Here is a 25,949-nt window from a genome sequence, read left to right on the forward strand (position 1 = left end):
GTGTCCTCACTCGGAGAGCTGCGGGATGGCGGGAACGGCCCGCTCGGGGCCGAGGGCGGAGTAGCCGCCGTCGGCGGCCCAGTCGGCGCCGGTGACGACGGAGGCGGCGTCGGAGACGAGGAAGGCGACGACCGCGCCGACCTCGGCGCCGTCGCCGACGCGGCCGGTCAGGTGGAAGGGCGCGGCCACGGCGTCGGTCTTCTCGCGGTTCCCGCCGGAGAGGTCGTCCATGATCTTCGACCAGGTCCAGCCGGGGCTGACCGAGTTCACCCGGATGCCGTCGGGGGCGAGATCCATCGCCATCGAGCGGGTCACCGAGACGATCGCCGCCTTCGAGGCGGGGTAGACCCAGCGTCCGGTCTGCGCGACCTTGCTGGAGATCGAGGTGAAGTTGACGACGGACGCGTGCTCGCTGGCCCTCAGGTGCGGGTGGGCCGCGCGGACGACCTCGACCATCGAGACGACGTTGACGTCGAGCGCCTTCAGCCAGTCGCCGCGCGCGGTCGCGAAGCCCTCGTCGAGGTACGTCGCCGCGAGGTTCACCACGATGTCGAGACCGCCGAAGCGCTCGACCGCGCCGGCAACCAGGTCGGCCACCGAGGCGTCGTCGGTGACGTCGGTACGCACGAAGACGACCTCGTCGCCCAGCTTCTCGGCGGCCCGGCCGCCCTCCTCGTCGATGTCGGCGACGACGACTCGTGCCCCGGCCCGAGCGAGTGCGCTCACGACCCCGTGGGCCAGCAGCGTTGCGCCGCCGGTGACGATCGCGGTGCGACCGGTCAGATCGGTCATGGTGGGATACCTCCGCCTCAGAGCTGTGCGATGCAGGTCACATCGCGTTGCCGGGACCGTAGACACGCAGGAGAGCGCGCACTATCCGGAAAGCGCGGCCGACGTCCGCGAACCGCGACGGATCGGGGATGTCGCCTCGTCGGAACGTGTGGCGTGTCCGTGACGATCGTGCGGGCATTGACATGGATCCCCGATGGTGCGCCAATGGGTCCAGCACGAACGACAGGAGCCGTGGTGACGAGGACACTGCTCGCCGAGCATCGCCAGATCCAGACGGCGGACGTCGACCAGGCGCGCCGGGAGGTCGGCGAGCGCTTCTGCGCACACCGGCTCGAGCTGACCCGCCGCGACGGCCGCCTCGACATGCTGCACAGCTCGGCCGCGATCGGCGCCGACGTCAGCCTCAACTACCTGCGCTACGGCGACGAGGTCCGGATCACCCCGGGCACGTTCAACGACTTCTTCCTCGTCCAGATCCCGCTCCAGGGCACGGCCCGAGTGCGCGTGGGGGACCAGGTCGTGGCCTCGTCCCGGAGCCGGGCGTCGGTCGGGTCACCGACCGAGGCCGTCGACATGGTGTGGAGCGACGGGTGCGAGCAGCTGCTCGTCTACCTCAGGCGCCGCGCCGTCGAGGAGCTCGGCGCTGAAGGCGATGAGCCCGCACCCGTCGTCTTCAACCCCGCGATGGACCTGGAGACCCCGGCCACCCGCGCCTGGCTGCGCCTGGTCCACCTCGCCCTCGACGACATCGAGGCCGGCGGAGCCCTCTTCCGTTCCCCCCTCGCCTCGACCCATTTCGAGCAGACTCTCATCGCCGGGCTGCTCTCCGCCCAGCCCAACAACCGCCGGCCCGTGGCTCCGCCCCAGACCTCATGCCCTCGTGCAGTCCGCGCGGTGGTCGACCTCATCGAGGCCGAGCCCGAGCGTGCCTGGCGTCTGGCCGAGCTGGCGCGGCACGCGGGCGTCTCCGCCCGCACCCTCCAGGAGGCATTCCAGCGCGAGCTCGGCATGACTCCGCTCGAGCGGCTGCGGAGCGCGCGGATCGCCCGTGCCCGTGCCGACCTCCTCGCCGCGGACCCGGCGACGGTCTCAGTCACCGATGTCGCGGCGCAGTGGGGCTTCTTCCACCTCGGGAGGTTCGCCCAGGCCTACCGCGCGGCGTACCAGGAGCTCCCGTCCCAGACGCTGAAGCGCTGACCGGCCAGTCCGCCTTCGCGCTCCGGGCCGACGGTGCGCACGTCGAGGACCGCCCGTGTCGCCTGAGGTGGCCTCAGGTCAGGCAGCGAGCCGGGAGCTCGAACCACCGCAGGTGCTCGAAGTCGGCCGTCACGAGGCCCGTGGGGGCGTCGAGGCAGCCGCGGGCATCGGCGAGCCTGGCCCTGGCCTCCTGGAGGTAGCCGGCCAGTGCCTCCTGGGGCGCCCGGTCGTCGTGGCGCGGGTAGCGCATCACGCCGTCGGCGTCGTAGCTGATCTGACGCAGGCGCAGCGGGGGCTCGACCGGACCGTCGCGGTGCCGCCACAACCCGGTCGTGGGATCGAACCGGTAGTCGGGCAGCAGCCGCCACCCGTCCTGGGCGACCAGGCGGACGGCTTCGACCAGGTAGTCGACCACGACGTCGGAGATGAAGTAGTTGAGGTTGAGCCGGACCCAGCCCGGCTTGATGCCCTCGCAGCCCTGCTCGATCGCGCGCTCGTACTCGTGGGAGCGGTCGATGTCGATGTGGAGCAGCTGGTGGCCGTACGGTCCGGCGCAGGAGCAGCCGCCTCGGGACTGGATGCCGAAGAGGTCGTTGAGCAGCGCCACCACGTAGTTGTGGTGCAGGTAGTGGCCGCTGGGCGCGCGGACGACGAACGAGATGATGGACAACCGTTCCGCGTCGAGGTTGCCCAGGATCTCGATCGTCGGCTCCTGCTGCCACGCCGTCAGCGCTCGTCGCACGTACGCCTCCTCGTGGTCCCGGATCACGCCGATGCCGACCGCGCGCTTGAGCTGGAACACCAGGCCGGCGCGGATCGAGCCGATGATCGCCGGTGTGCCGCCCTCCTCGCGGTGGGCCGGGTCGTCGACGTAGCGGTGCTCGGTCGGATTGACGTACGCGACCGTCCCGCCGCCGGGTACGTCGGGCACCCGGTTGCGCAGCAGCTCGCGTCGCACGACGAGAACGCCGGGCGTCCCGGGGCCGCCGATGAACTTGTGCGGGCTCAGGAAGATGGCGTCCTTGTACGCCAGCGGATCAGTGCCGCCGTACATCTCGATGTCGGTGTACGGGGCGGCGGCCGCGAAGTCCCAGAACGACAGCGCGCCGTGCTCGTGCAGGAGCGCCGAGATGCCGTCGGTGTCGCTCAGGATGCCGGTGACGTTGCTGGCCGCGGAGAACGACCCGATCCGCAGCGGCCGGTCGGCGTAGCGGCGCAGCTCCTCGGCCAGCTGTGCCTGGTCGATGTGACCGTCGAGGTCCTGCGGGATCACGACGACGTCGGCGATGGACTCACGCCACGGCAGCTCGTTGGAGTGGTGCTCGAACGGCCCGATGAAGACCACGGGCCGCTGGTCGGGTGGGATCGCGTCGGTGAGGTGGTAGCGGTCGTCGAGCTCGGACGGAACGCGCAGGCCGATGATGCCGATCAGCTTGTTGATCGCGCCGGTCGCCCCGGAGCCGCAGAAGATGACCACGGTTTCCTCGTCGCCGCCGACCTCGTCGCGGATGATGCTCCGGGCGTCCTCGCGCAGCCGGGTGGTCTGCAGGCCGGTCCCGCTGGACTCGGTGTGGGTGTTGGCGTAGCGCGGCAGCACCTCGTCGTGGATGAACGACTCGATGAACTCCAGCGCCCGTCCGGAGGCCGTGTAGTCGGCGTACGTCACCCGGCGCGGGCCGTAGGGCCCCGGCGCGACCTGGTCCTCGCCGATCACCGCATCGCGGATGCGGCGCAGCAGCGGCGTCTCGGTCGGGAAGGTCCCACCCATGTCGACCAGCCTAGGCGGGGCTCATGGCGTTCGTCATCGTCAGCGGAGCAGGATCACCTGCTGTGCGCGCAGACCTCCGTGGCGACCGCGAAGGGTGAGCAGCAGGAACCCTGGGTCCGTCGCTGTCGCGGTCACGACGAGACGCGCCCGTCCACGGCGTACCGGCACGCGGGTGACGACGGCGTCGTCACCGACCCGGGCGTCGATCAGTCCGCCGATCGCCCCGCCCGTCGCGCGCCGCTCGGCGGAGACCCGCACCACGTAGCGGTTCTGGCCGAGGGCACGCACGCGTGTCTCGAGCACGGCAGGGGGCGGGGTACGACGGACGGACAGGGTCACGACGTTGCTCGTGGTCGACGAGTAGGGCGCCCCGGCGTCCGGGGTGTAGCGGGCCGAGATGCGGTGCAGGCCGGGCCGGAGGTTCCTGAGGACCGTGCCACCCCAGCGGGTGCTCGACACCGGCGACGGCGGGCCCAGGACCTTCCCGCCGTCGTAGTAGGTGACGCTGCCGCTCGGGAGCGGGAGGTCGCCCTGGCCCGACACCACCCGGGCCTTCATCAGCACGGACTTCTTCCGGACGACGATCAGCGAGCCGGTGAAGATCTTCACCGAGACGGTGCCGGTCCGCTGGAGCACCTGCTGGGTGAGGAAGGGTGAGGCCTCGTCGTACGAGCTGCCGTCACCGGAGTACATCGCGAACAGCCGGTGGTTGCCGACCTTCAGCCCCGGCACGGTGAAGCGTGCCGTGCCCTGGTGGTCGAGCGCGGTCGGCTCGGTGAGCGGGGTGGCGGTCGTTCCGTCGTACAGCCGCAGGGTGCCCGCCGGCACGGGGGCGGTGGCCGAGGTCTGGGCGACCGTGGCGTCGACGACCACGTCCTCGCCCGAGATCACCGGGTTGTACGGCGAGGACAGGGTGATGGTGACGTCGCCGCGGTTGACGGCCATCGACTTCGCCGCGCTCGTCGAGGTGTCGAACTGGTCGTCCCCGCCGTAGGTCGCGGTGACCTGGTGCATCTGCGCGGAGAGAGTGTGGGTCGTGTACGACGCCGTCCCGGTCGCATCGATCGCCACCGGGTTGCCCAGCGGTGTCCCGTCAGCGAGGAAGGTGACCGTGCCAGTCGGTGTGCCGACGCTCGGCGCGACCCGCTTCACGTGGGCGGTGAAGGTGACGGGGCTCCCCACCGTCGCGGGATCGTCCGGTACGTCGAGGCCCACCGAGGTGCTGCCCTTCGCGATGGTCAGTGGGGGCTGCTGGCTCGACGGGGAGGAGTCGCTGGTCCCGTCGGGGACGTAGCTCGCCGCGAGTGTGTAGCTGCCGGCCGGCAGTCCGGAGGGGACCAGCAGGGTGGCGCTCCCACCGGACAGGGTGACCGAGCCGAGGGGAGTCGAGGAGCCGTTGCCGATCGCGTCCACCGTCACGCTCCCGGTCGGGGTCTGGCCACCGCCCGTGGCCGCCACGCTCACCGGCAGGCTGAAGGACTGGCCGGTGACGACGGCCGCCGGCGCGGTCACGGTCGTCACGGTCGGGAACAGCTGCTTGGCCAGGATCCGAATGGTCCCGTCGGCGGTCCCTGCCTGCGGGATCCAGCTGCCGACCTGGCTGACGGAGGCGCTGCCGACGACCCAGCTGCTCCCGCCACCGCCTCCGCCGCCACCGCCGATCCCGGAGGAGCCGCCGTTGCCGCCGCTGCCGCCGCGGTAGCCCCCACCGCCGCCACCGCCGCCGCCGGACCCGGAGCCCGAGTCGGCGTCCCCGCCGCCGCCGCCCCAGCCGTTGCCGCTGGTGCCGGCACTGCCGCCGCCGCCACCGGGGGACGGCACGCTCTGGCCGTTCCCTGCCCCCACGCCTCCGGCTCCGCCGCCCTCATGGCCTGTCAGGCCGGCAGCGGCACCGCCGCCTCCGCCACCCCCGCCTCCCGCGACCACGACCTCGGCCCCGTTGACGAAGAGTGTGGAAGCGCCGCCACCACCGCCGCCCGCACGGGCGACGTCCTGGTTGACGACCGTCGCGCCGGTGCCACCCCGGGCCCCGTCCCGGCTGTTGGCTCCCCAGCCGCCGGCGCCCGAGTCGTCCTTGTCGGAGTCGCCTCCGCGCTGGCCGACGGCCCCGACGGCGGCGGTGATGACATCGCCCTCGGCGACCGCGATCGTGAACGTCCCCGACGCGCCGGGACCGCCCGGCCCGCCCGCCCCGCCGTCGCCGTTGCCGCCGCGGCCGCCTCCCGCGCCGACGACGGTCGCCGTCACGCTGGTCACGCCGCTGGGCACCACGAACTCGTAGATCCCGTCATCGGTCCACGACTGCTGGATGTTGGCCGCCTGCGCGGGCTCGGCGAGCGTCGCCACCGCCATTGCGGAGCCCAACAGGCTCACGACACCGCTGATGGCGACCTGCTGGCGCCAGGTCCTCTGTCCCGTCCCCCTCATGGACGCACTTCCTCCCACGTCGACGCGTTCCCCTCCCGGTCCCTCCGAGACACGTCGTCCCGTCGGACGCTAGGCAGGTCGCGACGGACCTGCGGGAATCGCCGAGAAAACCGTCCATTTCGGATAGGTTCGACGCCGGGGGACGGATCGGGAGCAAGGGTCTGGAGGGGACCGTCATGACCCGTCAGACCGTGCTGGGCCGCAGTCTCACCGTGGCCGGCCGCGACGTGCCGCCACGGGTGCTGCCTGCGCTCGCGGCGGCCGACCACCCGCGTGCGGCGTGGGAGAGCGCACGGCAGGCCCTGGCCGACGTCGAGCACCAGTCGGTGCTGATCACCGTCACCGGCCTGTCCGGGGCGGGCAAGAGCGTCTGGCTCCGCCAGCTCGTCGCCGCGGTGACCAGGGCCCGCACGTACGTCGTCTCCGCCGACGCGTTCGAGCAGGCGATGCCCTACGCGCTGGCCGACAAGCTCGGCCACGCCGTCGGCGTACGCGACATCGCTCGTCCGGGGGAGGAGCTCTCCCTGCTGCGGGTCGCGCGCGCCCTGGTGGCGGCGCTGTGCCAGGAGGCCGGTCCGCGGCGGCGCCAGGTCATCGTGATCGACAACGCGCAGTGGGTCGACGAGGAGTCGACCAGGACGCTGCGGTTCGTCCTCGGACGGCTCGCGCACGCCGGGATCGTCGTGGTCCTGGCCGGACACCCCGGTGTCACCGACGACCTCGCCGACCGGATCACCGGTGGCGATCCGGCCGGGTGGCAGGAGGTACGACGACTGCGCATGCCGGAGCTGGCGGGCGCCTCCCTGCGGGCCTACCTGTCGCAGGTGCACGGGATCGAGGTCTCCCTGCGTCTCGCCGACCGGCTCCGTGAGCTGTCCGGCGGGTTGCCCGTCCTGGTCGACCAGCTGGCGAGCGCGCTTCGTCGTACGCACTCGGGCGCCGACGAGACGAGCCGGTCGCACTGGGACGAGGACGTGAGCTTCGGCTTCCTGCCGGAGAACCCCTTCGGTGGGCTGGCCGCCGACCAGCCTGCGGCCACCATGGCGGCGGTCGAGGTGGCCGCCACCCTGCGAGACCCGATCCGGGTCACGGAGCTGGAGAAGGTGGTCGCGGCGCTGCTCCCGCCCGACGTCGTCGCTGCCCACGCCGTACGGGATGCCGTGCACGCCGGCCTCCTGGTCGCGTCCGAGGCCGGTCAGGACGCGGTCGTGGCACCCTTCCACGACCTGTTCGCCTCGGACGTCGTGGCCCAGCTCCCGGAAGCCAGGCAGGTCGAGATCCTGGTGGCCGCGGCGGGCCACGTCGCCGATCCCCACCGCGCGCTCAGCTGCCGGTTGCAGGCGGCAGCGGTGGCCGCGACCGGGTTGGACGACGCCCTCATGGCCGAGGTCCGGCGCGCTGTCGGGGACGCCGTCGCCGCGCACCAGGGGACCCAGGCCGTCTCCTACCTGCGCTCCGCACTGGCGGTCGCCGACGCCGGCGGTGACGCGGCACTGGCGGACGACCTCGTCGCGGAGGTCTGTCTGCTGGCAGCCGGACTGGTCGTGTCGCCGCTGGTGATCGACCTGGTCCCGCGGCTGGAGGCGATGCCTGCGGGGCCGGTGCGTGACCTCGCCCTGCTGCAGACTCGCCAGATCACGGGGGACGTCGCCTGGGCGCAGGGATTCGTGGCCGATCTTCGCGCGCACCCGCCGACACCCGAGGACCACCCGGACGCAGTCCTGATCGCCCTGCACACGGCGATGCTGGCGGTGATGGTGCAGCTGACCACCGGCGACCCGGCGCCGCTGCTGGACCTCGTCGACCAGACGCTCGCACTGGCGGCCGCGATCGGACCGGACGACGAGCCGCCGCGGGACCACCGGCTCGCCGTCCTGCCCAGCGCGGGCGAGGTGGCCCTTCGGTCCCGGGCGCTCTCGGTGATCGGCGCGGCCATGACTGAGCAGATCGACCGCCTCCTCGCCGACTACGTGGTCCTGGACGGGGCGATCACCGACTCGGCCGACACTCCCGCCCTCGCGGACGCGCTGGTCTGCCGCGGGTCCGTCCTGGTGGGGATGGGCCAGGTCGAGCAGGCCGATGCCGACTTCGCGCGGGTCCTGCGGCTGCAGGCGTCCGGGGTCGTGGGCTGGTCGATCGGGCACGGTCAGGTGATGGCGGCCTACACCCGCTGGGTGCTCGGTCGCGTCGACGACGCCCAGGCGATCGTCGACGACACGCAGGCCACGATCCTCGACGACACCGACGTGTCGGCGCGGCCGCTCTACTACCAGCTGCGTGCGGTGCTGGCCGCGGCCCGCGGCGATGAAGACGCCTACCGCCGTGAGCTGGCCATCATGGCCGAGGTGACGGTCACCGACTACGACACCTTCGGGGCCGAGCTCGACCTGCTGCACCGCGTCGAGCACGCGCTCGCCGCGGGGGATCCCACCCTGGTCGTGGACCTCCTGGCACCCGAGCGACTGGCCGGGCTGCGGCTGGCCAGCCAGTCGATCCGGTCCTACCGTGTGGCGGCCCTGTGTGCGCTGGGACGGGCAGAGCAGGCCGATGCCGAGCTCGCTGAGCTGCGCGGGCTCGCCGGCATCGGCTTCCACCCCGTCTACGCATCGATGGACTGGCTGGAGGGCCGGGTGGCGGAGGCCTACGGCCTCACCAACCAGGCGCTGCGCGGCTACCGACGTGCCGCGACCGGCCCACCCGGACATGCCGCGGCGCAGGCGGCGTACGACGCGGGCCGGCTCCTCCTGGAGACAGGCGGCAGTCGATCGGCAGCGCGCCGGTTGCTGCGCCGCGCTGCCACCGACCTCTCGGACCTGGGCAGGGCGCCACTCGCCGAGGCCGCCCGCCTGCTCCTCCAGCAGTCGGCGCCGGCCGCCGACGTGACGTCGGCCGGTCCCACGGCACTGTCGACGCTGAGTGCCCGCGAACGCGAGATCGCCGAGCTGGCCGCGGTCGGGCACACCAACCGGGAGATCGCAGGACGCCTCGGGATCTCCCAGCCCACGGTCGCGTTCCACATCCGCAACGTGCTGTCCAAGCTGGCCCTCACGAGTCGCCGGGAGCTGCGCGACCTCGTCGCCGCGGGCCTCAGCCCATCGGCATAGCCAGGTCACCCGGGACCGTCAGCCCGGGCAGCGCGTCGGGTGCGATCAGCACGACGGCGCCGAGCACCAGCAGAAGCACCGCCGTGGCGAGCGGGAGGTGACGCCAGGGGAGGGTCTTCTCGGCGGCGATGATCGCGGCGACCAGCGCCATCCAGGACACGCTCATCACCCCGAGCGCGAACAGGGCGGCCATCAGCGCCCAGCAGCAGCCGACGCACCAGGCGCCGTTGGTCATGCCCATCCGCAGCGCACCCGCGCGGCCGCCGCGCCAGGAGCCGAGGAAGGCGCCGAGGGGGCTGCGGCACTTGGCGAGGCAGACGTTCTTCAGCGGGGTGAGCTCGTACGCCGCAGCGGCGACCAGCGTGGCGGCGGCCAGGCCGTGGCCGGCCCGGTCCCAGGACAGGCGGTCGCCGAGCAGGGCGGAGGCGGCGCTCCCGACGGCGTACGCCGCGAGCCCGGCGCCGGCCCAGGTGACCAGGTAGCCGCCGGCGAACAGCCACGGTGACAGGGGCGAGGAGGCGCGGCTGACCTTGGTGTAGAGCGCGATGGTGGGGGCCACCGAGGGCAGCATCATCGCCGCCATCATCACCACCCACACGCCGAGGAACCAGCCCACGCTGCCGAGCTCGGTCCACGGCCCGGCGTCCATGCCGCGCATCGTGCGCGCGGTCCAGACCCAGCCCACGACGGCGACGGCGACGAGGGCGGCGACCAGGCCGAGCCGGGCCCGGGCGGCGGCGTACGCCGGAGCGAGTGTGGCGCCACCCGGTCGAGTGCCGGGGGAGGTCATGCTCAGGCTGCCCAGGAGAACTCGGACTTCGACAGCCCGGTGCGACCCTCGTAGGAGATCCCGAACGCGTTGATCCGGGAGCGCTTCGCCTCGGCCATGGTCAGGTCGGGACCGATCGGGTGGAACATGCCGTTGAACCGCACGGGCTCGCCGGTCTCGATGCCGAACGGGACGATGTCCTCGATCTCGAAGTCGATGGTGTCACCGACCCGGACGCTGTGCCGCAGGCCGTCGTCGCCGACCTCGATGCTCGCGCGTTCCACGCCGATGATCTCGCCGACCAGGGGAGCGAGGGCCGCCATCGGCCCGCCCAGCTGGCCACCGAACAGCTGCGTGAGCTTGTCGAGCTGCTCGTCGTCGGAGCCGTCGTCGACGTACACACCGAGGCGCCAGTTCCCCTCGGTCATCACCTTCGGGGCGTCCGCGATGATCACGACCCGGCGCCCGGCGATGTCGGTGCCGTCGATGTCACCTGCACGGATGTCGAACGCCAGCGTCACCCGGCAGTAGTCGTAGGTGGCGCCGTGGTCGAACGACAGGTTGCACGGGCACATCAGCTCGCACGAGCAGGTCTCGACGTAGCTTCCGGTGAGGTTCCAGGACATGGCAGGCTCCTTCTCCCGAGTCGAGTCTGGTCCTGCGCCCGCGCGCCGTCATCACACCGATGGGGTAGATCAGCGCGTCACGCGGCGGCGACGCCGAGGTAGAACGCGGTCACGAACCTCGGCCCGCCGGAGGCGTAGAACTCGTCGAGCTCGGTCATGGTGAACCCGGCGTCGGTCACGAGTCTCGCGATGGGTCGGCTGAAGGTGCAGCCACCGGCGATCCGCTTCTCGATCGGGTCGAGGCGGTACTGCCAGCGCTGGACCTTCTCGTCGGGCGCCAGGCCGTGCTCGACGAAGTGCAGGGTGCCGCCGGGCCTGAGCACCCGGCGCACCTCGCGCAGCGCCCGGGCGACGTCGGGGATCGTGCACATGGTCCAGGTGCTCAGAGCGGTGTCGAAGGAGTCGTCGGCGAACGGCAGCGCCTGCCCGTCCAGGCCCGCACGGTCGATCGGCACCCGCGAGCCCGCGACCCGTCGCTCCGCCAGCCTCCAGCCCAGGTCGGCGGGCTCGACGGCGGTGACCCGGGTGACCGCGTCCGGGTAGTGCGGCACGTTGAGACCGGACCCGAAGCCGATCTCGACCACCTCGCCGTGCAGCCCCGCGCAGGCGCGGTCACGGTGCGGTCGCATGTCCTTGGTGCCGCAGGCGAGGTTCACGATCCGCGGCACGACGTGGTCGTCGTAGAAGCCCATGGAACCAGCGTGCGCCTCGTCCCGGTCGCCGCGCCAGCGTCGGGCTGGACGGATCCCACAACGATTCGGCGACAAGCCTGTGGGATCCGCGCTGTCCCGCGCGCCCCGCGAGATGGAAGGGTCGAGATCGTGCCAACGGTCTCGCGAATCGCCATCGTCAACCGCGGTGAAGCCGCCATGCGTCTCATCCACGCCGTGCGGGACCTCAACGCCCGGCACACGACCGGGAGCGAGCAGATCCGCACGATCGCGCTGCACACCGACGTCGACGCCGGCTCGGCGTTCGTGCGCGAGGCCGACGAGGCCTACCTGCTGGGCGCGGCGGCGGACCGGCCCTACCTGGACCTCGCCGTCCTCGAGCGGGCGCTGACCGAGAGCGGCGCCGACGCGGCCTGGGTCGGCTGGGGCTTCGTGGCCGAGGACCCGGCCTTCGCCGAGCTCTGCGCCCGGCTGGGTGTCACCTTCATCGGCCCCAGCGCCGAGGCGATGCGCCGGCTCGGCGACAAGATCGGCTCGAAGCTGATCGCCGAGGAGGTCGGCGTACCGGTGGCGCCATGGAGCCGTGGCGGCGTCGACAGCCTCGAGGCGGCGCTGGCCAGCGCCGAGGAGGTCGGCTACCCGCTGATGCTCAAGGCCACCGCCGGCGGCGGCGGTCGCGGCATCCGCAAGGTCACCTCGGCCGAGGAGCTCACCGACGCCTACCAGCGCACCCGCGACGAGGCCGAGCGTGCGTTCGGCAGCGGCGTCGTGTTCCTCGAGAAGCTGGTCACCGACGCCCGCCATGTCGAGGTCCAGGTGATCGCCGACGGCCAGGGGACCGCGTGGGCGATCGGCGTGCGCGACTGCTCCGTGCAGCGCCGCAACCAGAAGGTCATCGAGGAGTCGGCCTCGCCGCTGCTCGAGGACGCCCAGACCGCCGACCTCAAGGGCTCGGCGGAGCGGCTCGCCAACGCGGTCGGGTACGCCGGCGCCGGCACCGTCGAGTTCCTCTACCACCCGGGCACCCGGTCCTTCGCGTTCCTCGAGGTCAACACCCGCCTCCAGGTCGAGCACCCGATCACCGAGGAGGTGACCGGCACCGACCTGGTCGCGCTCCAGATCGAGGTGGCCCGCGGCGTACCGCTGGCCGGCGAGCGTCCGGCTGAGCGCGGCCACGCCGTCGAGGCCCGGCTCAACGCCGAGGACCCGGACCGCGACTTCGCGCCCGCGCCCGGGCGGATCACCCGCCTCGAGCTGCCCGCCGGCCCCGGCATCCGGGTCGACACCGGCGTCGCCGAGGGTGACGTCATTCCCGCCGACTTCGACTCGATGATCGCCAAGGTCATCGCCTGGGGCACCGACCGCGAGCAGGCGCTGGCCCGGCTGCGCCGCGCCATGGGGGAGACCACCGTCGTCATCGACGGCGGTGCCACCAACAAGAGCTTCATCCTCGACCTCCTCGACCAGTCCGAGGTCACGACCGGCACGCCCACCTGGGCCGACACCGGCTGGATCGACCGGGTCCGCGGCGAGGGTCGCCTGCAGTCGGCGCGGCACTCCGGTGTCGCGCTCGTGGCCGCCGCCATCGAGGCCTACGACGACGAGGAGCGCGCCGAGATCGCCCGCTTCCTCCAGTCCGCCCAGGGCGGTCGCCCGCAGGTCCAGCACGACCCGTCCCGCACGATCGAGCTCAAGCTGCGCGGGGCGACGTACGCCCTCACGGTGCGGCAGACCGGACGTGCGCAGTACGACGTCACGGTGGCCGGCGGCGGCGAGCAGCGGACCGTCACCGCGGTCCTCGACCGCATCGACGACGTCCACGGCCGCCTCACCGTCGACGGCCACCGGTACCGGCTGGTGGCCGCCACCCACGGGACGGTCCACCTGGTCGAGGTCGACGACGTCATGCACCGGGTCAGCCGCGACGAGGGCGGCATGGTCCGCTCGCCCGCGCCTGCCCTGGTCGTCGCGACCCCGGTCGCGGTCGGCGACGAGGTCACCGCCGGGCAGCCGGTCCTGGTGCTCGAGTCGATGAAGATGGAGACCGTGCTCCCCGCGCCCTTCTCCGGGCGGATCAAGGAGCTGCTGGTGCGCGTCGGCGGCCAGGTCGAGACCGGCGCGCCGCTGGTGCGTCTGGACCCGACCGCTGACGCCGACGAGGCCGCAGCCGACGCCGACACCCCCAGCGCCGACCTCGACCTGCCGAACTCGCACCGCGCCAGCGTCGCCACCGACAGCCTCGGCGCGCTCGCCGGCCAGCTCCTGGGCTACGACATCGCGCCGGACCAGCGCGGTGCGCTGCTCGCCGGCCACCTCGCCACCCGCCAGCCCGGCGCGCTGCGTGCCGAGATGGACCTGCTCGCGCTCTTCGCCGACTTCGCCGAGCTCAGCCGCAACCGGCCGGCGGGCGACGAGGGCCACACCGAGCTGCGGGTGCACAGCTCGCGCGAGTACTTCCACACCTACCTGCGCAGCCTCGACCCCGACCGCGGCGCGCTCCCGGACCACTTCCGCGACAAGCTGCTGCGGGTCCTCGCGCACTACGGCATCACCGACCTCGAGCGCACGCCCCAGCTCGAGCAGGCGGTCTTCCGGGTCTTCCTGGCCCAGCAGCATCCCTCCGACGTCGACATCGCCGTCGGCGTGCTCCAGCGCTGGCTGAGCACCCCGCCGCCGCCCCCGGCCGAGGAGCAGGCCGAGGCTCGGGCCCTGCTCGAGCGCCTGGTGCGCGCCACGCAGCTCCGCTTCGCCGTCGTCGGCGACCTGGCCCGGTCGGTCCGCTTCGCCTGGTTCGACCAGCCGCTGGTCGACGACGAGCGCCGGGCCGTGCTCGAGGGCGTGGCCGCCGAGGTCGCCGCGCTCACCGACGCTGCTGCGCCCGACCGTGACGCCCGGATCGCCGCCCTCACGGCGATCCCCGAGCAGCTCGTGGGCTTCCTCCGCGACCGGATGGTCGAGGGCCTGCCCGAGCGTGAGCCGCTGCTGGAGGTGCTGATCCGGCGCCACTACCTCGAGTACCACCTGCACGACCTGACCGTCTCCGCTCCCGGCGAGTACGGCGGCCGCCCGGTCGTGCACGCCGAGTACGCCACCGACGACAAGGGCGCCACCCGGGTCGTCTCGACGATCGGCGACGTGACCGAGTTGGCCGACCCCACCAGCGCGCTCGGCATCGCGATCGACTCGGCGCTCACCGCCGACCACGACGACGTCGTCGAGATCTACCTGCGCTGGCCCGACGCCCCCGCCGACCCGGACCGGGCCTCGGCCGAGGTCGCCAAGATGCTCGCCGGTCAGGACTTCGCCGCCCGCGCCCGCCGGGTCTCGGTGGCGGTCTGCCCGACCGCGCCGCAGCCGGTGGACTACTTCACCTTCCGCCCGGACGATGCCGGCGACGGCACCCTCGTCGAGGACACCCTGATCCGCGGCATGCACCCGATGGTCGGGCGCCGGCTCAACCTGGGACGCCTCTCCGAGTTCGACGTGACCCGGCTGGCCGCGCCGGACGACGTGCTGCTCTACGAGTGCGTCGCCCGCACCAACCCGGCCGACCGGCGCCTGGTCGCCGCCGCGCAGGTGCGCCAGCTGGCCGTCGTACGCGATGACGAGGGGCGGGTGATCGGGCTCCCGCACGCGGAGCGCGCGGTCGAGAACTGCCTCGAGGCGATCCGCCGGGTCCGTACGGCGCGAGGCCGCGAGGGCACCAAGCTCGACGTCAACCACGTGTGGGTGACGGTGTGGCCGGTCGTCGAGGCCGACCTCGACCAGCTGACCGCGCTGCAGGGCAAGATCACCCCGCTCAGCGAGGGCGCCGGGATCGAGGAGGTGCTCGCCGAGGGCCGCGTCGCGAGCCCCGACGGCGGTGCCCCCACCCCGCTGGCGATCCGCTTCCACGCCAAGCCCGGCGCGGGTGTCGTCGCCGACATCGTCGCGCCGCCGACCGAGCCCCTGGCCCCGCTCGACGAGTACGCCGGCAAGGTGCTGCGCGCCCGCCGTCGCGGCCTGGTCTACCCCTACGAGCTGCAGCCGGTGCTCGCCGGCGGCGGCACCGTGGTCGAGCACGACCTCGACGCGTCCGGTGCCCTCGTGCCGGTCGACCGCGCGCCCGGCCAGAACACGGCCGGCATCATCGTCGCCGTCGTCTCGACCCCGACGCCGCTGCACCCCGAGGGCATCACCCGCGTCGTGCTCTGCGGCGACCCGCTGATGTCGCTCGGCGCGGTGTCGCAGCCCGAGTGCTCGCGGATCATCGCGGCCATCGACCTCGCCGAGCAGCTCGGCGTCCCGGTCGAGTGGTTCGCGGTCTCCGCCGGCGCCCGGATCTCGATGGAGAGCGGCACCGAGAACATGGACTGGGTGGCCGCCGCGCTGCGCCGGATCGTGCAGTTCACCCAGGCCGGGGGCGAGATCAACATCGTCGTCGCGGGGATCAACGTCGGCGCCCAGCCGTACTGGAACGCCGAGGCCACGATGCTGATGCACACCAAGGGCATCCTCGTGATGACCCCCGACAGCGCGATGGTGCTCACCGGCAAGCAGTCCCTCGACTTCTCCGGCGGTGTCTCGGCCGAGGACAACCACGGCATCGGCGGCTACGACCGGGTGATGGGCCCCAACGGCCAGGCGCAGTACTGGGTGCCCGACCTCGCCGGCGCGTTCGGCGTGCTGATGGCGCACTACGAGCACACCTACGTCGCTCCCGGCGAGACCGGGCCGCGGCGTGCCGAGTCGAGCGACCCGGTCGACCGCGACGTGACGTCGTACCCGCACCCCGGCACGGACTTCGCGACCGTCGGCGAGATCTTCTCGGCGACGCACAACCCGGACCGCAAGAAGCCCTTCGACATCCGCACCGTGATGCGGGCGCTGGCCGACGCCGACCACGAGATGCTCGAGCGCTGGGCCGGCATGGCCGACGCCGACACCGCGGTCGTCGTCGACACCCGGATCGGCGGCTACCCGGTCAGCCTGGTCGGCATCGAGTCCAAGCCGGTGCCGCGCGCGGGCTTCCCTCCCACCGACGGCCCCGACACCTACACCGCGGGCACCCTGTTCCCGCGGTCGTCGAAGAAGGTCGCGCGCGCGATCAACGCCGCCTCCGGCAACCGGCCGCTCGTCGTGCTCGCGAACCTGTCGGGCTTCGACGGATCCCCGGAGTCGATGCGCAACCTCCAGCTGGAGTACGGCGCCGAGATCGGCCGCGCGATCGTCAACTTCGACGGTCCGATCGTCTTCTGCGTGATCTCGCGCTACCACGGCGGTGCGTTCGTGGTCTTCTCCAAGCAGTTGAACCCGGCGATGACCGTGCTCGCGATCGAGGGCTCCTACGCCTCGGTCCTCGGCGGTGCCCCGGCTGCAGCGGTCGTGTTCGCGGCCGAGGTGGCCAAGCGGGCCGCGGCCGACCCGAAGGTCGCCGAGCTGCAGGGGCGGATCGACCACGCCGAGGATGGTGAGCGCGGCGCCCTCGTCGTCGAGCTCGCCGAGCTGCGGGCGCAGCTGCGGGCCGACAAGATCGCCGAGGTCGCTGCCGAGTTCGACGGTGTCCACGACATCCACCGTGCGGTCGAGGTCGGCTCGGTCGACGAGGTCATCGCGGCCAGCGACCTGCGGCCGAAGGTGGTCAGCGCGATCCAGCAGGGCTGGCGGGCCTGATCTCGAACGAGACCAGCTGCTCGGTCGTGCCCTCGGCCTCCTCGAGCACGACGCCGACCCCGGCGGCGTACCGCTTGTGCTCGACGATCCCCGGTTCCAGCGGCGTGGTGTCGCTGGTACGGATGACGTGGTCGAAGGAGCCGGCGGGGACGGTGGCCGTCTCGTCGAGGGCCAGGATCTCGCCGCGGTCCTCGGCGTGCCCCGCCAGGTACTCCTGGTAGTAGCGGTCACCGACCTTCGGCACTGCCGGCATCACGATGCCGGGCCGGGCGCCGTCGACCCCGGTCAGCCACGATCCCTCCTTGTCCGGGGGTTTCCCCTTCTCGTACGCCGTCGTGTCCTCGCCGAGGTACCAGACGTTGCCTGCCCGGTCCTGGGCGTACCAGTCGAGGGTGTCCTCGATGAGGACGCCGTCGAGCCAGACCTTGTCGTGGACGGTCGTCGCGGCGATGCCGGCGAGGGTCCGGGTGTCGGCGAGCACCTCGACGACGTCGCGCTCGGTGCCCTCGTCGGACGTCATCTCGTAGGTCCAGGTGGCGCCCGTGGGAAGGGGGAAGTACGGGTGGGTGACTGCGTCGGCGAACGAGGCCGGGGGCGGCAGGACCGGGATCCGGAAGCCGTCGATCGCCTCGGGAGGCGCGGACTGCCGCGACGTCGGGGACTCGGGGGTCGACGTACCGCATCCGGCGAGGACGCCGGCCACCAGCAGCGTGGCCAGCGGTCCGACAGCTCGGTGGTGGGTGTCCATGGGACGAACCTAGGTCGCCCGGATGAGGGGAGGATGAGGCTCTCATCGGGTCCTCATCGGGGTGCCTAGCATGAAGTCATGCGGGTCCTGCTCGTCGAGGACGAGGCGAAGCTGGCAGCCCTGGTCGCCCGGGGCCTGACCGAGCGCGGCAATGTCGTCGACGTCGCGGGCACCGGACGTGAGGCGCTGTCCGCGGCGGCGGCCGACCGGTACGACGTCGTCCTGCTGGACGTCGGTCTCCCCGACCTCGACGGCTTCCAGGTCTGCCGCCGGATGCGCGCGGCCCACGTGCTCACGCCCGTGCTGATGCTGACCGCGCGCACCGTCGTCGCCGACCGGATCGCCGGCCTGGACAGCGGTGCCGACGACTACCTCGGCAAGCCGTTCGTGTTCGAGGAGCTGGTCGCGCGGATGCGTGCGCTCGGCCGTCGCGGCCGGACCTCCGGGCCACCCGAGCTCGTCGTCGGCACGCTGCGGCTCGACCCCTCGTCGCGCCGTGTGGTGCGGGACGGGCAGGAGATCGCCCTCACGGCGCGGGAGCTCGCACTGCTGGAGGCGTTCATGCGCCGCCCCGGGCGGGTCCTGAGCAGGGAACAGCTGCTCGACCTCGCCTGGGGATCCGCCAGCGACATCGGCTCGAACGTCGTCGACGTCTACGTGCGCTACCTGCGCGAGAAGATCGACCGGCCGTTCGGGGTCGAGAGCCTGCGGACCGTCCGTGGCGCGGGCTACCGACTGGGCACCGATCGCGGTGATCGCGGTGGTTGACCGGTGGCCGCTGCGGCTGCGGCTCGCGGCGACCTACGCGGCCGCGACAGCCGCCGCAGTGGTCGCCCTCGGTGTCTTCCTCGACGTCCGGACGGGTCATGCCCTCGAGGACCGGCGGCGCGACTCCATCGCGCTCGAGGCCGAGCGGATCGCCGCGTTGTCGCCGGAGCAGCGAGTGGCTGCGGTGACAGCGCTCCCGGGGGACCCCTTCGCCCAGGTGAGCGCTCTCGACGGCAGGCTGCGTGCGGCGTCCCGGCTGGTGCCGGTGCCGTTGGTCGCGCGACCGGGATCGGTGCTGGGCCGCGCACGCACGGCGTACGTCGACCGGGAGGTCGTCCTGCTCGACGACGATGCCGCCGCGCGGCGAGCGGTGCGGCGCAAGGCCGAGCACGTCGACCTGCAGGTTCGGCGGGTCGACGACGGCTACCTCGTCGTCGGGGCGTCGCGGCAGGACGACGACGATGCGTTGGCCGCGCTGCGGACCCAGCTGCTCGTCGGCAGCCCCCTGGTCCTCGGGCTGGCCGCACTGCTCGGGTACGTCGTGGCCGGCCTCGGCCTGCGACCGGTCGAGCGGATGCAGCGGCAGGCAGCCACCATCTCGGCCCGCACGGCGGGGGAGCGGCTCCCGGTGCCCGTGGCCGACGACGAGCTGCGCAGGCTCGCCCTGACGCTCAACGCCATGCTGGTGCGTCTCGAGGACGGGCTCGAGCGGGAGCGGCGGTTCGTGGCCGAGGCCAGCCACGACCTGCGCACGCCGCTGACCCTGGTCCTCACCGAGATCGAGCTCGCGCTCGAGCCGGGCCGCAGCGCCGAGGAGCTGCAGGCCGCCCTGGTCTCCGTACGCGCGGAGGTGCGTCGCCTGGCCGACCTCAGCAACGACCTGCTCGAGCGCGCGGCCGGCGACGGTGGCTCGGTCCGGCTCCACGTCGAGGACGTCGACCTGGGCGCGCTCGCCGGCCGGGTGGCCGACCGGTTCCGAGCCGCGGCCGGCGGGCGTGCCGTGGTCGTCACCGCTCCGGTGGGGCTGGTCGTCCGCGGCGACGTCGCCGGTCTGGACCGCGTGGTGTCCAACCTGGTCGACAACGCGATCAAGCACGGCGCGGGCGACGTCGGGATCGACGTCAGCGCCGATCCCGACCGTCCCGGCGGTGCGTCCCTGACGGTCTCCGACGGCGGCAGGGGCCTCGTCGGTGACGACGCGGCCGGGATCGGCCTTGCCATCGCCGAGGAGCTGGTCCGCGCGCACGGTGGCCGGATCGGGACCGGGAGGAACGACGGACGCACGGTCGTCCGGGTCGACCTGCCCCGCGGGTCCTGACTCGCCACGGCAAAGTTCTCCGAGGTCTCGGTCACATCCTCCGTGACCCGATTGACCGCGCGGTCAGGTGGTGCCGGCCGGCGGCCTCAGCACCTAGGTGAAGGTCGACCTCGGCCTGGTGACGGTCGCCATCGACGAGCAGACCCGCTCGGGCAACACGGTGACCCAGACGGCCCTGCGGATCAAGGTCCTCGGTGTCGAGATCGTGCTCGGACGGTCGATCGCGGGAGCCACCTGCGGAGGCTGACGTCGAAGGAGGAGGGGGAGGGGTCAGGCGGCGTAGTCGCCTGCGAGGACGATCGCCTGCTGTGCGTGCAGGTGGAACTCGGCCCGGGTGATCGTGGTGGTGCCGGTGGTCGTCACGAGCCGGTAGAGGCCGTGGGGTGTGCCCCAGACCCAGCGGTCGGGTCCGAGTTGCAGGACGGTGTATCCGGGCACGTGTGTCTTGGCCCGGTGGTGGTGCCTGGCCAGTGGGGTGTCGTTGTGGTCGCCGGTCTGGCCGGGTGGTCCGTGCTTGTCGTACGGCGTGGTGTGGTCGTGGTCGGGTGCCCTGCCCCGCTTGGCGAAGAGGCCGGTGGCGTGGGGGAACACGTCCCCGATCGTCCTGAGCTCGGTGCGGCGTTTCACGTCGGTGGGGTGTTCGTAGCCGTTGACCGAGCGGCCGGTGTGGAGGTCGATGACCGGGGTGAGCGTGACGTTGGTGTGGCGGCGGAGGAAGCCGCGGACCTGGTCGAGGAGGCGGGGGCCGAGGCCTTCGACCCGGGCCAGCGGGCCGAGGCTGCCGTCGGCCTGCTGGGCGACGTGGACGACGATCTCGGCGGCCGATGCGGCCGGGGCGCTACTGGACTCGGGGTCGGCCTCGACGCCGTGGAGGAACGCGAGCACCGCAGCAGGGTCGGCGAGCATCGCGAACGCCTCGGCGCGCCAATGGTCCATGCCCAGCGGCTCTGCGCCGTCGGGAACGTCGGCATGCTCGGCGAGCGCGGTGGCGAGGTCCTCGACCATCCGAGCATGCTCGGCGGCGTCGGCCTCGTCGATCCGCGCGAACACGACTCCGATACCGGCGGTGTTGTCGGTGTCGTCGACCTGCGAGCCGGGGCGGGGTTGGGGGTACCAGACACCCTTGCCCTTCTGGTTGTCCTGGATCCGCTCGGCGTGGGCGACCGGGTCGGCCTCGATGACCTTGGCCTCCGCGATGGTGAGGATCCGCGAGGGTGCTTCGTCCAGGGCGGCGGCGACCGCGGCGTCGACGATCCGGACCTGGTGGCGGTCGAGCTTGCGCGACATCCGGGCGACCTTCCGCACCACCCAGACCTCGCAGCGTCCGTCCTTCACGCCGGCCCACACGGCAGGGAGCCGGTGGCGCAGGTCGAACGCATCCGCCAGCGCACTACGGGTCGCCAGGACGTTCTCGTGGCGGGCGATCGCAATCTCGACCAGCGCGAGGTCGACCACCTCGGGTGTGCCGTCGCCGCCGAGGCTGATCAGCTTCGGACCGCCGAACCTCACCGGAACCGCGTCGGGCTCGGCCTGCGGGTCACCGGAGTGCAGGTCGGCCCAGGCGAGCAGCAGCTCGAGCTGTCGCACCTCGGCCGTACGACGGTCGCGGACGCCGCCCTCGGCCGCGTGGAGCAGCTGCTCCGGTGTGGCTTCCGAGAGGTCCGAGATCATGATCCGATTCTATCGCACACATGTTCGAACGACCAGTGTTGACGGAGGACTTTCGCCTTGTTTCTAGCGGGTTTTCGAGGTTGTTGCGGTGGTCTCGTGACGGTCGCTGCGCGACCTCCTCGACCTCCGGGGAGGCAGGCCGACCGCGGAACCCAGCCCCTACGCACCCTTCTCGTCGCTGCGCCTTTCAAGAGACTGTGCCGGCTACGCGACCGGTGCCTTCGGACAGGTTCGTGAGGAGGGTCCGGTGGTTTCGAGGCTCGTCGCTGGCGCTCCTCGCACCTCAACCACCGGCCGGCTCGTCGCTGCGACTCCCACCACTGCGCCGATTACACGCGTGAAGTCCGCGCAGGCAGCCTCAGTTCTCGTGCACGACCCGGCCGCCGAGCACGGTCATGACCGGCGTGACAGCGTGCAGCTCCTCGTCCGGAACGCTCATCAGGTCCTCGGCGAGGACGCACAGGTCGGCGACCTTGCCCGGCTCGACCGTGCCCTTCTCCTGGTCGGCGTGGTCCTGCCAGGCGGGTGCCGCGGTCCACGCGCGGATCGCCTGCTCGCGGGTCAGCCGCTCGGTGGGACCGCACGGGCCGTCGCTGCCGCGGGGCACCCGGGTGACCAGCATCTGCAGCGCCAGGCGCCAGTCGGGGTCGGTGATGGGGGCGTCGGACGCGTCGCAGACGACGACGCCGGCGTCGACCATCGATCGGGCCGGCATCATCCGGTGCCACTGCTCCTGGCTGAGCACGCCGACCAGACCGGCGGCGGCCTGCCACTTCACCAGCGCGTTGACGTTGGCGAGGATGCCGTGCCGGGCCATCGCCTCGACCGTCGCGGCCGAGGGCAGGTTGGCGTGGATGAGGACGTGCCGGGCGTCCGGCCAGGGGTCCTCGGTCAGGGCTGCGACCAGGGCCTCGACCGCGGTGTCGCAGGCCCGGTCGCCCGTGGCGTGGACCTGGACCTGGAACCGGTGCCGGTGGAGCAGCCGGACCAGCGCATGGAGGGCAGCCACCCGCTCGGCGTCGTCGGCGCCCTCGGTGACGAGCGAGCCGCAGGTGCCTTCGTGGTGGTACGGCGCCGACATCCACGCGGTGCCGAGGGCCGCGACGCCGTCGGCGATGAGCTTGCACCCGCCGATGCGCAGCAGGTCGTCGCCGAGGCCGGTGGTCGAGCCGACGTACCGCATCGCCTCCTCGAGGACGGCGAGCGGAGTCTGGACCGACGGCCAGGTCCAGTGCAGCAGCGTGGTCAGCCGCGCGGAGAGCCGGCCCTCGCGCCGCAGCGCCACGTAGTCGCGCAGCATCTCCGGCGTCACGATCGGATCGGTCAGGCTGGTGATCCCGCGCCGGTTGAGCTCGGCGATCGCGTCGACCACGGCGGCCTCCCGCTCGGCCGCCGTCGGCGCGGGCAGCACCCCGTCGAGCAGCTGCAGGGCGGCCTCCTTGACCACGCCGGTGGGCTCGCCCGTCGCCGGGTCGCGCACGACCTCGCCACCCGGAGGAGCCGCGGTCGTTCGGTTGATCCCCGCCAGCCGGAGGCCGGCGGTGTTGAGCAGTCCGCCGTGGGCGCTGAAGTGCTCGAGGAACATCGGGCGGCCGCCGCACACGTCGTCGAACAGGGCGGCCGTCGGGCCGAGCGGGTCGTCCCCGGCCAGCACGCGCTCGTGCCACCCCCGACCCCGCACCCAGGCTCCCTGGGGCTGCGCGGCCGCGTGGCGTCGTACCAGCTCCCGGGCCTCGCCGAGCGAGCCGGCCGCCGACAGGTCGACCTGCGAGCGCGCCAGGCCCCACCACTGCAGGTGCAGGTGCGAGTCGTTGAGCCCCGGCAGGACCGCGCCGCCGGCGAGGTCGACCATCCGGGTCCCGGGACCGGCGAGGTCGCGGATGTCGCGGTCGCCGCCGACGGCGACGATCCGGTCCCCACGCACCGCGACGGCGGAGTGCGTGGAGAATCCAGCGTCGACGGTGACGACGGTGCCGGAGTGGAGGATCAGGTCGGCGTGCACGGTGCTCCTTCGGGCGGGTCAGGCGGACGCGGCGGGGCGGATGCCGGTGTCGCTGAGCCGGATCAGCTCGGCGGCCAGGTCGGCGGTGAGCCGGGCCTGGAGCGCCGCGCCGTCGACGGTGTCGGCCAGGTTGGTGGTCTCGTCGGCGTCCTCGTCGAGGGCGTAGAGCTCGCGCACGTCGTGGCCGCCGTACACGGTGAGTCGGGCGTCCTCGGTCAGCAGCGTCCGGATGTGGACCGGGCCGGGGAGGCCGGGCAGCCCGAACGGCTGGTCCTCCTCGACGAGCAGCCGCGGTCGCACCGCCGTGGCGCGGCCCTCGACCAGGGATCGGAGGCTGGTGCCCTGGATGCCGCGGTACGACGGCACGCCGCCCAGGTCGAGCAGGGTGGGCGCGATGTCGGCGCTGCTCACCAGGGCCGAGGAACGACCGGCGTCACCGCCGGGCGCCCGGACGACGAGCGGGACCCGGGTCACGCCCTGGTAGTGCACGAAGTGCTTGAGCATCAGACCGTGGTCGCCGAACAGGTCGCCGTGGTCCGCGGTGAACACGACCGCGGTGTCGTCGGCGACGCCGAGGTCGTCGAGCCGGCCGAGGATCCGCCCGATGCTGTCGTCGAGCAACGAGACCAGGCCGAGCTCGGCCGCGAGGGCGTGACGGTACTGCTCCTCCGTGGGCGACCAGGTCATGGTCGGGTCGGCGGCGGGCCGGCCGCGCTCGGCGACGATCTGTCGCACGTGCTCGGGGGAGCGGTCGTGCCGGTCGAAGAAGGTCGCCGGCAGGTCGACGGCGCTCGGGTCGACCCGGTGCCAGTAGTCGCCCGGGGGAGCGAACGGGTGGTGCGGGTCGGGGTAGGAGACGAACAGGCAGAACGGCGCGTCGCCGGCCGCGAGTTGCTCGAGCCGGTCGATCGCGCGCTCGGTGACGTAGGTCGTCGGGTGCAGCTCGACCGGTACCTCGGACTGGTACACCTGGTCCCAGCCGGGGTAGCCGACGAGCGCGTCGCCCATGATCCGCACGGTGTCCGGGTCGAGGCCGCGGGCCCGCGCCCAGTGGGTGTAGTGGCCGCCCGGGGCGTCGCCGTGACCGATCACCAGGTCGACGGTGTCGAAGCCGTAGTAATCGGGCGGCAGCTCCAGGCGGGCGGGCCGGTGCCGGTCGAAGCTCTCCCAGGTGTCCCACTGCGCCGGGCGTCCGCGCTCGACCGCGTCGGTGAGGGCCGCGTCGACCAGCTCGGGGGCATGCCGCGCCATGTCGGCGAGCTGGTCGTCCTCGTAGGGCCAGCCCATGGTCTGGAAGTGCAGCTTGCCGACCGCGGCGGTGTTCCAGCCCGAGCGCTGCATCGAGCGCATGAAGGTCTGGGCGTCCCAGTCCAGTGTGACGCCGTTCGTGCGGGTGCCGTGCGTCGAGGGCCAACGGCCAGTCGCGATCGTGGCCCGGTTGGGCATGCACGTCGGGTTGGCGACGTAGGCCTGGTCGAAGACGGTTCCGCTCGCGGCGAGGGCGTCGAGGTGGGGCGTCGGCACCTGGCCGCCACCGAAGCCGAGGTGGTCGGCGCGGAGCTGGTCGGCGACCAGGACGACGACGCCGCGGACCTTGCTCACGCGGACGCCTTGATCCGAGAGAAGACGCGCGCCCGCAGGTCGACGAAGCGCGGGTCGGACTTGGTCGCGATCTGGTCGCGGGGGAACGGCAGCTCGACCGGGATGATCTCGTCCACCGTGCACGGGCCCTTGGTCACGACGACGACCCGGTCGGACAGGTAGACCGCCTCATCGATGTCGTGGGTGACCAGCACGATGGTGATGCCGAAGTCCTCGCGCACCTTGAGCATCAGGTCCTCGAGGTCGGCGCGGGTCTGCGCGTCCACGGAGGCGAAGGGCTCGTCCATCACGAGCACCTCGGGCCGGTAGGCCAGGGCGCGGGCGATCGCGACGCGCTGCTGCATGCCGCCGGAGAGCTGCCACGGATAGCTGGTGCGTACGTCGGACAGGCCCACCTCGCGCAGGGCGTCGGTGATCCGCTGCTCGCGCTCGGCCTTGCCGATCTTGAGGTTGGCCAGCGGGAGCCGGACGTTCTTCTCCACCGTCAGCCATGGCATCAGGGAGCGGGTGTACTCCTGCAGCACCAGCGCCATCTGGCGCGGTGGTCCGTCGACGACCTTGCCGTCGAGGCGGACTGCGCCCGAGCTGGCCGGGTGCAGGCCGGTCAGGCACTTGAGGAGTGTGGTCTTGCCGGCGCCCGAGGGGCCGACGATGCAGACGAACTCGCCCGCGTGCACGTCGAAGGTCAGGTCGGAGATGACCTCCTTGCGGGCCGCGCCGGCGCCGTACCCCTTGTGCAGGCCCTCGATCGAGAGCCGGACCTGGCGTTCGCTCATCGTCGGAGCTCCTGTCGTCGGAGAGGTGGAGGGGGTGCGGGGGAGAGTGGTGGAGGTG

Annotated in this window: 17 protein-coding genes; 6 read left to right on the plus strand and 11 right to left on the minus strand. The window is 72.7% G+C overall.

Annotated elements, in window-relative coordinates:
- Nucleotides 1-6: 6 nt before the first annotated feature.
- Nucleotides 7-792: an SDR family oxidoreductase gene (locus ACZYRU_RS08195; protein WP_488956588.1), complete on the minus strand. Its 786-nt coding sequence runs from the start codon at nt 790-792 to the stop codon at nt 7-9.
- Between the two features lie 234 nt (nt 793-1,026).
- Between ACZYRU_RS08195 and ACZYRU_RS08200 the strand changes: the two genes are divergently transcribed.
- Nucleotides 1,027-1,989 carry an AraC family transcriptional regulator gene (locus tag ACZYRU_RS08200; RefSeq protein WP_488956589.1) on the plus strand — a complete coding sequence of 321 codons (963 nt, stop codon included), beginning with the start codon at nt 1,027-1,029 and terminating at the stop codon, nt 1,987-1,989.
- Nucleotides 1,990-2,062: 73 nt separating this feature from the next.
- On the opposite strand, the gene ACZYRU_RS08205 is transcribed toward ACZYRU_RS08200, so the two are convergent.
- Together ACZYRU_RS08205 and ACZYRU_RS08210 are read right to left on the minus strand one after the other, a co-directional pair.
- Nucleotides 2,063-3,757: an aminotransferase class V-fold PLP-dependent enzyme gene (locus ACZYRU_RS08205; RefSeq protein WP_488956590.1), complete on the minus strand. Its 1,695-nt coding sequence runs from the start codon at nt 3,755-3,757 to the stop codon at nt 2,063-2,065.
- A gap of 39 nt (nt 3,758-3,796) precedes the next feature.
- Entirely contained in the window at nt 3,797-6,184 is a 2,388-nt protein-coding gene (locus ACZYRU_RS08210) for an Ig-like domain-containing protein (RefSeq protein ID WP_488956591.1), read from the minus strand.
- 176 nt (nt 6,185-6,360) lie between these two features.
- Between ACZYRU_RS08210 and ACZYRU_RS08215 the strand changes: the two genes are divergently transcribed.
- Entirely contained in the window at nt 6,361-9,288 is a 2,928-nt protein-coding gene (locus tag ACZYRU_RS08215) for a LuxR C-terminal-related transcriptional regulator (RefSeq protein WP_488956592.1), read from the plus strand.
- Here the strand turns inward: ACZYRU_RS08215 and ACZYRU_RS08220 are convergent.
- The 3 genes from ACZYRU_RS08220 to ACZYRU_RS08230 all read right to left on the minus strand — a co-directional run bounded on the left by ACZYRU_RS08220 (nt 9,272) and on the right by ACZYRU_RS08230 (nt 11,375).
- Nucleotides 9,272-10,078 carry a DUF2182 domain-containing protein gene (locus tag ACZYRU_RS08220; protein WP_488956593.1) on the minus strand — a complete coding sequence of 269 codons (807 nt, stop codon included), beginning with the start codon at nt 10,076-10,078 and terminating at the stop codon, nt 9,272-9,274. The genes ACZYRU_RS08215 and ACZYRU_RS08220 overlap by 17 nt on opposite strands.
- 2 nt (nt 10,079-10,080) lie before the next feature.
- A complete protein-coding gene (locus ACZYRU_RS08225; RefSeq protein ID WP_488956594.1) occupies nt 10,081-10,683 on the minus strand; it encodes a DUF1326 domain-containing protein in 603 nt (200 codons plus the stop codon).
- A 77-nt stretch (nt 10,684-10,760) separates the two neighbouring features.
- Entirely contained in the window at nt 10,761-11,375 is a 615-nt protein-coding gene (locus ACZYRU_RS08230) for a class I SAM-dependent methyltransferase (RefSeq protein ID WP_488956595.1), read from the minus strand.
- 129 nt (nt 11,376-11,504) lie between these two features.
- On the opposite strand from ACZYRU_RS08230, the gene ACZYRU_RS08235 reads away from it, so the two are divergent.
- Nucleotides 11,505-17,006: an ATP-binding protein gene (locus ACZYRU_RS08235; RefSeq protein ID WP_488956596.1), complete on the plus strand. Its 5,502-nt coding sequence runs from the start codon at nt 11,505-11,507 to the stop codon at nt 17,004-17,006.
- On the opposite strand, the gene ACZYRU_RS08240 is transcribed toward ACZYRU_RS08235, so the two are convergent.
- Nucleotides 16,975-17,754 (minus strand): hypothetical protein, encoded by a 780-nt coding sequence (locus ACZYRU_RS08240; RefSeq protein ID WP_488956597.1) that lies wholly within the window; start codon nt 17,752-17,754, stop codon nt 16,975-16,977. The genes ACZYRU_RS08235 and ACZYRU_RS08240 overlap by 32 nt on opposite strands.
- Before the next feature lie 78 nt (nt 17,755-17,832).
- Between ACZYRU_RS08240 and ACZYRU_RS08245 the strand changes: the two genes are divergently transcribed.
- From ACZYRU_RS08245 to ACZYRU_RS08255, 3 genes are all read left to right on the plus strand, one after another.
- Nucleotides 17,833-18,522, plus strand: a complete 690-nt coding sequence (locus tag ACZYRU_RS08245; RefSeq protein WP_488956598.1) for a response regulator transcription factor — start codon at nt 17,833-17,835, stop codon at nt 18,520-18,522.
- Nucleotides 18,515-19,840: an ATP-binding protein gene (locus tag ACZYRU_RS08250; protein ID WP_488956599.1), complete on the plus strand. Its 1,326-nt coding sequence runs from the start codon at nt 18,515-18,517 to the stop codon at nt 19,838-19,840. Before ACZYRU_RS08245 ends, ACZYRU_RS08250 begins: the two co-directional genes overlap by 8 nt.
- Nucleotides 19,841-19,937: 97 nt before the next feature.
- The gene (locus ACZYRU_RS08255) at nt 19,938-20,087 is read left to right on the plus strand and encodes a hypothetical protein (protein ID WP_488956600.1); all 150 of its coding nucleotides are present in this window, start codon (nt 19,938-19,940) and stop codon (nt 20,085-20,087) included.
- Nucleotides 20,088-20,110: 23 nt separating this feature from the next.
- Here the strand turns inward: ACZYRU_RS08255 and ACZYRU_RS08260 are convergent, their stop codons facing one another.
- The 4 genes from ACZYRU_RS08260 to ACZYRU_RS08275 all read right to left on the minus strand — a co-directional run bounded on the left by ACZYRU_RS08260 (nt 20,111) and on the right by ACZYRU_RS08275 (nt 25,891).
- Nucleotides 20,111-21,511 carry a hypothetical protein gene (locus ACZYRU_RS08260; protein ID WP_488956601.1) on the minus strand — a complete coding sequence of 467 codons (1,401 nt, stop codon included), beginning with the start codon at nt 21,509-21,511 and terminating at the stop codon, nt 20,111-20,113.
- A gap of 358 nt (nt 21,512-21,869) precedes the next feature.
- Nucleotides 21,870-23,513 carry an amidohydrolase gene (locus tag ACZYRU_RS08265; protein ID WP_488956602.1) on the minus strand — a complete coding sequence of 548 codons (1,644 nt, stop codon included), beginning with the start codon at nt 23,511-23,513 and terminating at the stop codon, nt 21,870-21,872.
- 18 nt (nt 23,514-23,531) lie between these two features.
- Nucleotides 23,532-25,115, minus strand: a complete 1,584-nt coding sequence (locus ACZYRU_RS08270; RefSeq protein ID WP_488956603.1) for a sulfatase family protein — start codon at nt 25,113-25,115, stop codon at nt 23,532-23,534.
- The gene (locus tag ACZYRU_RS08275) at nt 25,112-25,891 is read right to left on the minus strand and encodes an ABC transporter ATP-binding protein (RefSeq protein ID WP_488956604.1); all 780 of its coding nucleotides are present in this window, start codon (nt 25,889-25,891) and stop codon (nt 25,112-25,114) included. The genes ACZYRU_RS08270 and ACZYRU_RS08275 overlap by 4 nt, the downstream gene beginning before the upstream one ends.
- Nucleotides 25,892-25,949: the final 58 nt, after the last annotated feature.

It is taken from the genome of Nocardioides sp. F233 (assembly GCF_057813895.1).

Bases quoted from the DNA above. Each gene is read 5' to 3' on its own strand.
- ACZYRU_RS08195 (WP_488956588.1), bottom strand. From the start codon at position 792: ATGACCGATCTGACCGGTCGCACCGCGATCGTCACCGGCGGCGCAACG.
- ACZYRU_RS08205 (WP_488956590.1), bottom strand. From the start codon at position 3,757: ATGGGTGGGACCTTCCCGACCGAGACGCCGCTGCTGCGCCGCATCCGC.
- ACZYRU_RS08210 (WP_488956591.1), bottom strand. From the start codon at position 6,184: ATGAGGGGGACGGGACAGAGGACCTGGCGCCAGCAGGTCGCCATCAGC.
- ACZYRU_RS08215 (WP_488956592.1), top strand. From the start codon at position 6,361: ATGACCCGTCAGACCGTGCTGGGCCGCAGTCTCACCGTGGCCGGCCGC.
- ACZYRU_RS08220 (WP_488956593.1), bottom strand. From the start codon at position 10,078: ATGACCTCCCCCGGCACTCGACCGGGTGGCGCCACACTCGCTCCGGCG.
- ACZYRU_RS08225 (WP_488956594.1), bottom strand. From the start codon at position 10,683: ATGTCCTGGAACCTCACCGGAAGCTACGTCGAGACCTGCTCGTGCGAG.
- ACZYRU_RS08230 (WP_488956595.1), bottom strand. From the start codon at position 11,375: ATGGGCTTCTACGACGACCACGTCGTGCCGCGGATCGTGAACCTCGCC.
- ACZYRU_RS08240 (WP_488956597.1), bottom strand. From the start codon at position 17,754: ATGGACACCCACCACCGAGCTGTCGGACCGCTGGCCACGCTGCTGGTG.
- ACZYRU_RS08245 (WP_488956598.1), top strand. From the start codon at position 17,833: ATGCGGGTCCTGCTCGTCGAGGACGAGGCGAAGCTGGCAGCCCTGGTC.
- ACZYRU_RS08260 (WP_488956601.1), bottom strand. From the start codon at position 21,511: ATGATCTCGGACCTCTCGGAAGCCACACCGGAGCAGCTGCTCCACGCG.
- ACZYRU_RS08275 (WP_488956604.1), bottom strand. From the start codon at position 25,891: ATGAGCGAACGCCAGGTCCGGCTCTCGATCGAGGGCCTGCACAAGGGG.